Origin of the sequence: Parvibaculum sp. (genome assembly GCF_035325945.1) — a bacterium.
In the GTDB taxonomy this organism is placed as follows: Bacteria; Pseudomonadota; Alphaproteobacteria; order Parvibaculales; family Parvibaculaceae; genus Parvibaculum.
In genome coordinates this window covers 1-9,886 of the sequence record NZ_DAOKYX010000050.1, presented here as the reverse complement: position 1 = coordinate 9,886, position 9,886 = coordinate 1, and the positions used below count along the sequence as shown (strand labels likewise).

Annotated in this window: 10 protein-coding genes and 1 tRNA gene; 4 read left to right on the top strand and 7 right to left on the bottom strand. The window is 62.6% G+C overall.

Annotated elements, in window-relative coordinates:
• Positions 1 to 7 precede the first annotated feature (7 nt).
• Positions 8 to 84 (bottom strand) — tRNA-Ile (locus PKA57_RS14560).
• 163 nt (positions 85 to 247) lie between these two features.
• On the opposite strand from PKA57_RS14560, the gene PKA57_RS14555 reads away from it, so the two are divergent.
• The gene (locus tag PKA57_RS14555; protein ID WP_324301816.1) at positions 248 to 982 is read left to right on the top strand and encodes an SIMPL domain-containing protein; all 735 of its coding nucleotides are present in this window, start codon (positions 248 to 250) and stop codon (positions 980 to 982) included.
• 19 nt (positions 983 to 1,001) lie between these two features.
• Here PKA57_RS14555 and panD read toward each other — a convergent pair whose 3' ends face one another.
• A complete protein-coding gene (gene panD / locus PKA57_RS14550) occupies positions 1,002 to 1,352 on the bottom strand; it encodes an aspartate 1-decarboxylase (RefSeq protein WP_324301818.1) in 351 nt (116 codons plus the stop codon).
• A gap of 199 nt (positions 1,353 to 1,551) precedes the next feature.
• Here panD and PKA57_RS14545 point away from each other — a divergent pair, with 199 nt between their 5' ends.
• Together PKA57_RS14545 and PKA57_RS14540 are read left to right on the top strand one after the other, a co-directional pair.
• Complete coding sequence (locus PKA57_RS14545; protein ID WP_324301814.1) at positions 1,552 to 1,989, top strand: ester cyclase; 438 nt, start codon at positions 1,552 to 1,554, stop codon at positions 1,987 to 1,989.
• A gap of 14 nt (positions 1,990 to 2,003) precedes the next feature.
• Positions 2,004 to 2,639, top strand: coding sequence for a TetR/AcrR family transcriptional regulator (locus PKA57_RS14540; protein WP_324301812.1), 636 nt, complete (start codon positions 2,004 to 2,006; stop codon positions 2,637 to 2,639).
• Between the two features lie 27 nt (positions 2,640 to 2,666).
• Here PKA57_RS14540 and PKA57_RS14535 read toward each other — a convergent pair whose 3' ends face one another.
• From PKA57_RS14535 to PKA57_RS14515, 5 genes are all read right to left on the bottom strand, one after another.
• Positions 2,667 to 3,116, bottom strand: a complete 450-nt coding sequence (locus PKA57_RS14535) for a hypothetical protein (RefSeq protein WP_324301810.1) — start codon at positions 3,114 to 3,116, stop codon at positions 2,667 to 2,669.
• A 193-nt stretch (positions 3,117 to 3,309) separates the two neighbouring features.
• Positions 3,310 to 5,289, bottom strand: a complete 1,980-nt coding sequence (gene rpoD / locus PKA57_RS14530) for an RNA polymerase sigma factor RpoD (RefSeq protein WP_324301808.1) — start codon at positions 5,287 to 5,289, stop codon at positions 3,310 to 3,312.
• A gap of 244 nt (positions 5,290 to 5,533) precedes the next feature.
• Entirely contained in the window at positions 5,534 to 5,950 is a 417-nt protein-coding gene (locus tag PKA57_RS14525; protein ID WP_324301806.1) for a hypothetical protein, read from the bottom strand.
• On the bottom strand, positions 5,940 to 7,838 hold the full coding sequence (gene dnaG / locus PKA57_RS14520) for a DNA primase (protein WP_324301804.1): 1,899 nt from the start codon (positions 7,836 to 7,838) through the stop codon (positions 5,940 to 5,942). The genes PKA57_RS14525 and dnaG overlap by 11 nt, the downstream gene beginning before the upstream one ends.
• Positions 7,839 to 7,913: 75 nt before the next feature.
• Positions 7,914 to 8,378, bottom strand: a complete 465-nt coding sequence (locus PKA57_RS14515; protein WP_324301802.1) for a GatB/YqeY domain-containing protein — start codon at positions 8,376 to 8,378, stop codon at positions 7,914 to 7,916.
• A gap of 341 nt (positions 8,379 to 8,719) precedes the next feature.
• Here PKA57_RS14515 and carA point away from each other — a divergent pair, with 341 nt between their 5' ends.
• Complete coding sequence (gene carA, locus PKA57_RS14510) at positions 8,720 to 9,883, top strand: glutamine-hydrolyzing carbamoyl-phosphate synthase small subunit (RefSeq protein WP_324301800.1); 1,164 nt, start codon at positions 8,720 to 8,722, stop codon at positions 9,881 to 9,883.
• Positions 9,884 to 9,886: the final 3 nt, after the last annotated feature.

Genomic DNA, 9,886 nt, shown 5'->3' with positions numbered 1-9,886 from the left:
GAAATTTTGGTGGGCCCGGCAGGACTCGAACCTGCGACCAAACCGTTATGAGCGGTCCGCTCTAACCAACTGAGCTACAGGCCCCCAAGGCGCCGCGGCGCGAAGCGCCGTCCGACCCGTGCCATATAGCAGATAAAACCGGCCGGAAGAATCATGGAATATGGGGGTAGCGAAACGTGCCTTCATGCCGCAATTCCGCCCGCTTTGCCCCGGACGCTGCGGCTGGCTCACTTACACGGAGGACCCCATGTCTTTTCGCCTTACCCCCCTCTCGCTCTCGGCCGTTGCGCTGGCTCTGGCAATGAGCGTTGCTGCCGTCGCCACGCCGGCACGGGCCGATGAGCCCCAGCGCCGCACCCTGTCGGTCGCGGGCTCGGGCGAGGCGAGCGCGCGGCCCGACATCGCCTATATCGAAACGGGCGTCGTCACCGAGGCGAAGACGGCAGCCGAGGCGCTCGCCGCCAACACGAAGGCGATGAATGCGGTTTTCAAGGGCCTCGAGGCCATGAAGATTGCCCGCGATGACATCCAGACCTCCGAATTCTCGGTGAACCCGGTCTACAACAATCCCCCCATCCGCCCGGACGGGACGCATGAGGCGCCCACCATTCGCGGCTATCAGGTCGCCAATCAGGTGAGCGTGACCATCCGCAATCTCGATTCCACGGGCGCGGTGCTCGACAAGCTCGTCAATCTCGGCTCGAACAGGCTGAACGGCATCCGCTTCGCCATCGAGAAGCCCGAACCCCTGTTCGACAAGGCGCGCGCCGACGCGGTCAGGGATGCGATGCGCAAGGCGAAGCTCTATGCCGAGGCGGCCGGTCTTCAGCTCGGCCAGGTCGTCAGCCTTTCGGAAAGCGGCAGCTACTCGCCCCAGCCCGTTTACGCCAAGGCGATGATGGCGGAGATGGCATCCGTCCCGGTCGCGGCCGGCACGCAGAAGCTCGCCGCCAATGTCTCGCTCATCATCGAGATCAAGTAAGGCCGCTCGCGCCTGAAGCTCAGGGCTTCATGCGATTGCGATCGTCCACGAACACGACTCTGGGGCGGTGGCTTCTGGCCGCCGCCTCTTCCATTTGCGCGTAGGAGATGATGATGACGAGATCGTCCTTCTGCGCGAGGCGCGCGGCGGCGCCGTTGATGCCGATGATGCCGGAGCCCGCCTCCCCCTCGATCGCATAGGTGGTGAAGCGCGCGCCCGTGTTGATGTTCAGGACATCGACCTGCTCGTTGACGAGAATCCCGGATGCTTCCAGCAATTCGCGGTCGATGGTGATCGAGCCCTCATAGTTGAGGTCGCACTGCGTCACCTTTGCCCTGTGGATCTTCGCTTTCATCATGGTGAGGATCATGAACGCCACTCCCGGCACTTGATGGGCCTCCGAACGGGCCCGCACATGACCGGCCTTCTAGAGCTTTTCCCACCGCTTGCAAATATCTAACGCGCCGCGGCAGCACCTCGAAAGGATGATGCTGGATTTTTTGATTTCAATGAGACAATTATCTCACTAATATCCAAAAGTCTCGCTACACCAACCACAGGAGCGGACCATGGCAGCGGTTTCTGCGAAGATCACGCGCGCGGAGATGGACCGGAAGATCGACGAGCATTTCGGCTATGAAGCGCGCGACGATATTGAGGGAGTGCTGGCGACGCTTGCACCCGATGTCGACCACGATATCGTCGGCTGGCCGACAGGTCCGGCGCGGGGCCGCGAGGGCGCGCGGAGTTTTTACGAGGCTCTGTTCGCCGATCTTTCCGACGGGCATGCGGAATGTCTGCGGCGCTATTACGGCGACGGCTTTCTGATCGACGAGTCGCTCTGGCGCGGCAAGGCGACGGGACGCCCCTTCGGCATCGAAGGCCGCGGTCGCCCGCTCGAATTTCGCCTGCTGCATGTCCTCGAATTCACCAGCGAGGGCGAGATCGGCCGCGAGAATGTCTGGGTCGACCTCGCCGCCGTGATCCGGCAACTGCCGCAGGATTGAGCCGGACATCGCGCATGATCGACATGGACAAGGCTGGGGGCAAGGCCGGAGACAAGACCGGGCGCCCCAACCAGAAGCGGCGCACGCGCAAGGATCTGCTGCAGGCGGCGGCGCGGCTGATGAAGCAGGGCCGCAAGCCGAGCCTCGAGGAGATCGCCGAGGAGGCGCTCGTCTCACGCGCGACGGCCTATCGCTATTTCCCCAATGTCGAGGCGCTTCTTCTCGAGGCGCCTCTCGACCTCGCCATTCCCGACGCGGAAGAAATCTTCCGCGACGGACCGGCGAAGGACCCGGTGGCGCGGCTCGAACTCGTCGATACCGCTTTCCACGACATGATCCTCGAAAACGAAAAGCCGCTGCGGCTGATGCTCGCAAAGGCGCTCGAACGCGGCGCAGCTTCGGATGAGGACGACCTGCCCGGCCGGCAGAACCGGCGCTCGCCCCTGATCGAAGCTGCGCTCGCGCCCGCCCGCGGCGCGATGAGGCCCGCGTCGCTCGACATGCTGGAAAAGGCGCTCGCCCTCATCATCGGCTCCGAGGCGATGATCGTCTGCAAGGACGTGCTTCAGATCGACGACGCCGAGGCGCGCAAGGTGAAGCGCTGGGCCATTCGCGCGCTTGTCGATGCGGCACGAAAGCCCAGGGCCTGACGCTCCGCTGCAAGGCCGCCTGTCTCGTCAGACCGGCTTTTCCGCACCCCGCGCGAAGCCCGCAAGCAAAAGCCCCCAGGCCGCGATGAGCGCAAGCCCGGCGGCGATATGGGCGAGCGTGACGATCAGTTCCTGCCAGGGCGCGCCGCCCGTCGCGCCCGCCTGCGCGGCCGCGATCGGCAGAATCCCGGCCGTCCCCCACCACGAATTGGCGACTTCCGAAAGCGCCATCGCCCATGTCAGCCATGCGGCAAGCACCATCACCGCGACCGACCGCGAGCCGACCCGGTGCTGAAATTTCAGAAGCAGGCTTGCCAGCACGATGAGCAGCAAGCCGTTGGTCAGGAACTGGATATGGGCCGTGAGCGCAAGTCTCGGAAACGGCGTCTGCGGAACGATGAGGCCCCACACCAGCCCCACGAAGATGAGCGCCATTCCATGTATCAATATCTGCCGGCCACCACGCTGAACATCCATGCGTCGCCCTCCATTCGGGCTCAAGGCTTCGGGCACGATGCCCGGCCCCGGCGCCCGATCCTAGAACAAGTGGGTGATCGGCTCCACTCCCCCGGGCGCATTCCGCTCGCGCCGCCAAGGCACGGCGCACACGAACGAAAAGACCCGGACCATCCGGTCCGGGCCTTGTTCCGTTTCCTCAGCGTGAGGACGATCAGTTGTCGAGGAAGCTCCTGAGCTTGCGCGAACGCGAGGGGTGCTTCAGCTTGCGGAGCGCCTTCGCCTCGATCTGACGGATGCGCTCGCGCGTCACCGAGAATTGCTGGCCGACTTCCTCCAGCGTGTGGTCGGTGTTCATGCCGATGCCGAAGCGCATGCGCAGCACGCGCTCCTCGCGCGGCGTGAGCGAGGCGAGAACGCGCGTCGTCGTCTCGCGCAGGTTCGACTGGATCGCCGCGTCGATCGGCAGGATCGCGTTCTTGTCCTCGATGAAGTCGCCGAGATGGCTGTCCTCCTCGTCGCCGATGGGCGTTTCGAGGCTGATCGGCTCCTTGGCAATCTTGAGCACCTTGCGGACCTTCTCGAGCGGCATGCCGAGCTTCTCGGCAAGCTCTTCCGGCGTCGGCTCGCGGCCGATCTCGTGCAGCATCTGGCGCGAGGTGCGCACGAGCTTGTTGATCGTCTCGATCATGTGCACGGGGATACGGATCGTGCGCGCCTGATCGGCGATCGAGCGCGTGATCGCCTGACGGATCCACCACGTCGCATAGGTCGAGAACTTGTAGCCGCGGCGATATTCGAACTTATCGACCGCCTTCATCAGGCCGATATTGCCTTCCTGAATGAGGTCGAGGAACTGGAGGCCGCGATTGGTGTATTTCTTCGCGATGGAGATGACGAGACGCAGGTTCGCCTCCACCATTTCCTTCTTCGCGATGCGCGCCTCGCGCTCGCCCTTCTGCACCGTCGAGACGATGCGGCGATATTCGCCGATGTCGAGACCGGTTTCGGAAGCGAGGTTCTGGATCTGGCTGCGAATGTCCTTCACCTGATCGCGCTCATCCTTGGCGAAGCTCGTCCAGCCCTTGCCCTTGAGGCGGCTGACGCGGCGCAACCAGTTCGGATCAAGCTCCTCGCCGTAATACTGCTTCAGGAACTCCTCGCGCGCGATGCCGTGGCTCTCCGCAAAGCGCAGGAGCCGGCCTTCGAGCGCCATCAGGCGCTTGTTGATCGCGTAAAGCTGCTCGACCAGGCTCTCGATGCGGTTGTTGTTGAGCGAAAGGCTCTTCACTTCCTCGATGAGATCGGCGGTGAGCTTCTGATACTTCTTGTCCGACGCGACGGCGAATTCCTCGCCCTTGAGCGCGGCCTCGACCTTCTGGTCCTGAAGCTTGCGGAGCTTCTTGTAGTCGTTGGCGATGCGGTCGAAGATTTCGAGCACCTTGGGTTTCAGCTCGGCTTCCATCGCCGCCAGCGACATCGAATTCTCGCTGTCCTCCTCGTCGTCGACTTCCTCTTCCTCCGGCTCGACGCGGGGCGGCGCCTCGCCATTGAGCGCGGCCTGGCTGTGGTCGATCTTCTTGGCGTCGGGGCCCGCATAGGTCGCGTCGAGATCGATGATGTCGCGGAGGAGAATCTTCCCCTCGTTCAACTCGTCGCGCCAGATGATGATGGCCTGGAAGGTCAGCGGGCTCTCGCAAAGGCCCGCGATCATCGTCTCCCGGCCGGCCTCGATGCGCTTTGCGATGGCGATTTCGCCCTCGCGCGACAGAAGCTCCACCGAGCCCATCTCGCGCAGATACATTCGGACGGGATCGTCCGTCCGGTCGAGCGACGAGGTGGTCGTCGAGGTGGTGGCAAGCGCCTTGCCCGTCGAGGGCTCGTCCTCGTCGGCTTCCGCCTCGCTGTCGCCCTCGCCTTCGCCGCCCTCGGCCGCGTCCTCGGCTTCCTCGTTCTCGATCACCGTGATGCCCATTTCGGAGAGCATCGACAGCGTGTCCTCGATCTGCTCGGACGAAAATTCCTCGGAGGGCAGAACCTTGTTCAGCTCATCATAGGTGACGAATCCCCGCGCCTTCGCGGCCTTGATCATCTTCTTGACCGCAGCATCGGACATGTCGAGAAGGGGGCTGTCCTGCACGACCTCGGGTGCCGCCTCGGGGGCTTCCGTCTGCTCTGCCGTTTTGCTCGCCATTCAGCAACTCTCCGCCTGAAAACTTCCACGGCGTCCCTGAGGCCGCCCGTTCAAGTCCTGGTTCAAGGGCTTCCGCCCCCTGAAGGGGATGTGGAAGCACCGTTGTTAAAACGAAACAAGACCGCCCGGGGAAGCGCCGGCACATCCGGCTGCTTGCACACCCCGCAGTCTCGCACTCAACTCATCCGTCTGATGACCGTGACGTTGGTTTCCCCCGAAAGCCTGCAGTCACCCGGCCGCCCGCTCATCTTGCGGCTCGCCCCGATCCTTCTTGTCCGTTCAATTCGTCCACCGCGCCTTCGAGGCGTTCCGAACGTTCGAGCTGCGCGTGGATCGCCTGCAGCCGCGCCCAGTTCTCCTCACTCATATCTTCCGCCAGAGCGCGTTCCGCCGCCCTGAGTTCAGCCTCCAGAGTGATGATCCGGCGATGCCGGGCCAGCATGGCCAGGAAGCCTGTCTCGGCTTCCTCGCGCGAGGCGTCCGGCCACGCGAAACGCTCGCTCCGTTGCGCCGTTCCACTTTCCAGACGCCGTGCTATATCCGCCAAATCCCTAGAGACCAAATGGTTCCTGAGCGCTTCCCTTTCAAGAGGCGCATTAAGAGCCGCTATATCTATGATTTCATTGCGTAATCTGTCAAGCAAGAGGAGATCATCGTCCATTTACGACCATTTTTGGCCGGAACTCCTCCGGCTTAGCTATCCGCGACCGATAGCCTTCAGCAATCTTGAAGAAGGCGCTGTCATCACCGGCCATAGCGCTTAGCTGCAACTCTTTGGCCAGCCACAGAATTCGATCAAAGTAATCCTGCATCGCGTCGCTATCGCCGTTCAGAGCCAAAGCATCTCGATTGATCTCGCTGTATTGGCCACGCAAGACAAACAGCGCCAGAGTCGCCAGAAATTTTGCCTCGATCTCAGTTACATCTAATCCGCACGCAACACGGTGAGCCGTGGAGTTCAATATTTCTTCGATTCTGGCATCCAGTCCGCGTCCGCTGATTGCCTTTATCAAGTCGTCAGCATCAGCCTGCTCATGCTGGCCACAGAATTGGACTATTTCTGCCAAGATAGATTGATGTTGGCGATATTCCAGGTCGAGGCAATTCAACGGGTCAAAATAAATGCTGACAAGAGAGGGAGCCGCGAACAAGTAAGCCAAAATTTCGGCTTCCAATCGATACTCAAGCAGATAGAGGCGTCTGTTCCGTGCCGACTCAGCACTAACCAAATCAGGTTTCGAATTTCGAGACCGCTCCGACTTACGCCGCCATCCGAAAACATCCGCAAAGTGGTTCCAGAGCCAATCATTGAGTGTGCGCTGATAGTGCTTTCGCACTGTTTCATCTGAAATTTCGGCAATGAGCGCCGCCAACTTCTTCTCTAGCCTGGCGCGATCATCCGGCCCCTGTAGCCGCTCCCCAAGCAGCAACTCTGAAAACACCATCTCAGGAAGCGATTTTGCTTCGGCAAGTATCTCTCGAAACGAGCTCGCCCCCTCCTCCCGAACCAAGTCATCTGGATCTTTTCCTGCAGCCATAAGAGCAAATCGGAAACTGTGGCCCGCCTTAAGCAGCGGGCGGGCGCGTTGCATAGCCCTAAAGGCCGCACCTAGGCCCGCCTTATCTCCGTCAAAACAGAGGATGGGCTCGGGCGCCAGCCGCCACATGAGGCCGATCTGGTCTTCGGTGAGCGCGGTGCCGAGCGGCGCGACGACATTCTCAAAACCGGCCTGCGCAAGGCCGATCACATCCATGTAGCCTTCGACGGCGATGACGGTGCCTGCGTCATAGGCGGGCTTGCGCGCGCGATGGAGATTGTAAAGCCCGCGCCCCTTGTGAAAGAGCGGCGTCTCCGGCGAGTTGAGATATTTCGCTTTCGCATTGGGATCGAGCGCGCGCCCGCCAAAGGCGATGGTGCGGCCCCGCGCATCGCCGATCGGGAACATGACGCGATTGCGGAAGCGGTCATAGGGCTCGGGAATGTCGGCGCCCGCAATGATGAGCCCTGCTTCGGCCATCTGCGCGAGCCTCACGCCCTTCGCTGTCAGATAGCCGATGAGCCCATGGCGGTCGTCGGGCGCATAGCCGATGCCGAAGCGCTCGATCGTCTCGCGCTTCAGCCCGCGCCGGTCGAGATAGGACCGCGCCTCGGCGCCCGCGCCTGCCGCGAGCTTGTCGCGGAAATAGGCCGCCGCCATCTCCATGATGTCGATGAGGCTCGCCTCTTCCTTCGCGCGCTCGACGGAACGCTGGTCGCGCTGCGGCATCTCCATGCCTGCTTCCGCGGCGAGCCGCTCCACCGCTTCGATGAAGGAGAGATTCTCGGTCTTCTCGAGAAACTTGATGATGTCGCCATGCTCGCCCGACGAGAAGCAATGGAAGAACTGCTTGTCGTCATTGACGGTGAAGGACGGCGTCTTCTCGTTGGTGAAGGGCGAAAGACCAACGAATTCGCGCCCGCGCCGGGTGAGCTTCACCTTGCGGCCGACGACCTCCGAGACGCGGATACGCGCCTTCAACTCGTCGAGAAAGCTCTTCGGGAAACTCATGGGCCGCCGGTCCGGATGATCGCGTTGAGGCCGGATTATCGCACTTCGCCGCCCCAAAGGCGAGCGGACGCCCGTTCAGCCGAGCAGCGCCTTGATGGCAGCGCCCGCCCTGGCGAAATCCATCTGCCCGGCGTGGCGCTTTTTGAGTTCGCCCATGACGCGGCCCATATCCTTGATCGTGGTCGCGCCAAGCTCCTTCACCACCGCTTCGATGGCGGCGCGCGCCTCGTCGTCCGAAAGCTGCTTCGGCATGAAACTTTCGATGACGGCGATCTCGGCCCGCTCCTGATCGGCGAGTTCCGGACGCCCACCCTTCTCGTAAAGGTCGGCCGATTCCCGGCGCTGCTTCACCATCTTGGAGAAGAGGTCGACGAGATCGGCGTCGGAAACGCCCTCGTTCCGCCCGTCGGTGCGCGAGGCGATGTCCCTGTCCTTGATCGCCGCCTGCATGAGCCGAAGCGCGGAAAGGCGCGCCTTGTCCCCCGCCTTCATGGCGTCTTTGACCTGCTGCATGATGCTTTCGCGCAAGGATTGGCTCATCTTCTCGCTCCTTCTTTTCTCGCCCCACGCTAAACCACGCACGGCATGCGCGCAAATTCGCGCCTATCGACGACGCTTCGCCTAGCGTGTTGTATTTACTCATTTATTTTCTTCCGGCCATCGCTTGACGCGGAAAGGCGCTTCCTTTAGTTTCCGCGAAATTCGATGGGAAACTGAGTCTGCCAGACGGGTGCCGCGCACCCGGCGCGATGTGGCGGGCGCTTCCTCCCCAGGAGTATCAATATGAGGGTGTCGACGAAAGCCGCCACGGAACGGCGCGTGCCTAGGGCAGCGCAGCGTTCCGGGGAGGAATCGGCGCGCGGCCTCACGGGAGCAAAAGCATGACCGAGAGCGGCAAACCGACGGCCATTCTGGTGCTGAAGGATGGCACCGTTCTCGAGGGGCATGGCGTCGGCGCCACCGGCGAGGCTGTCGGAGAGGTCTGCTTCAACACGGCGATCACGGGCTATCAGGAGATCCTCACCGATCCCTCCTATGCCGGCCAGATCGTCACCTTCACCTTCCCGCATATCGGCAATGTCGGCGCGAATGACGAGGATATCGAAACCTCGAACCTCGCCAGCCATTCGGGCGTGCGCGGCTGCATTCTCAAGGCCGACATCACCAACCCGTCCAACTATCGCGCCGCGCGGCATTTCGACCGCTGGCTCAGGGCCCGCGGCATCATCGGCCTTGCCGGCATCGATACGCGCGCGCTGACCCGCTTCATCCGCAAGAACGGCATGCCGGACGGCGTGATCGCGCATCACCCCGATGGCGAGTTCGACATGCCCGCGCTCCTCGAGAAGGCGCGCGCCTGCCCGAGCCAGATCGGCCTCGATCTCGCCAGGGAAGTGACTTGCGGCCAGAGCTATGAATGGGACGAGACCGGCTGGGCCTGGAACAAGGGCTATGGCCGCCTGACCGAACCCAAATATCGCGTCGTCGCCGTCGACTACGGCATCAAGCGCAACATTCTGCGCGGCCTTGCGGGCGTCGGCTGCCATGTGACCGTTGTGCCCGCGAGCACGAAGGCGGAAACCATCCTCGCCATGAACCCGGACGGCATCTTCCTCTCGAACGGCCCCGGCGATCCGGCCGCCACCGGCGAATATGCGGTCCCCGAAATCAGGAAGCTCATCGACAGCGGCAAGCCCGTCTTCGGCATCTGCCTCGGCCACCAGATGCTCGCACTCGCGCTCGGCGCGAAGACGGAGAAGATGCATCAGGGCCATCACGGCGCGAACCACCCGGTCAAGGACCGCACCACCGGCAAGGTCGAGATCACCTCGATGAACCACGGCTTCACGGTCGCGCGCGAAAGCCTGCCCGCCACCGTCGAGGAAACGCATGTCTCGCTCTTCGACGGCACGAATTGCGGCCTGCGCGTCAAGGGCAAGCCGGTCTTCTCGGTGCAGTACCACCCCGAAGCCTCGCCGGGCCCGCAGGACAGCCACTACCTCTTCGACCGCTTCGTGAAACTCATCGAGGAGGGCAAGCGGTGAGGG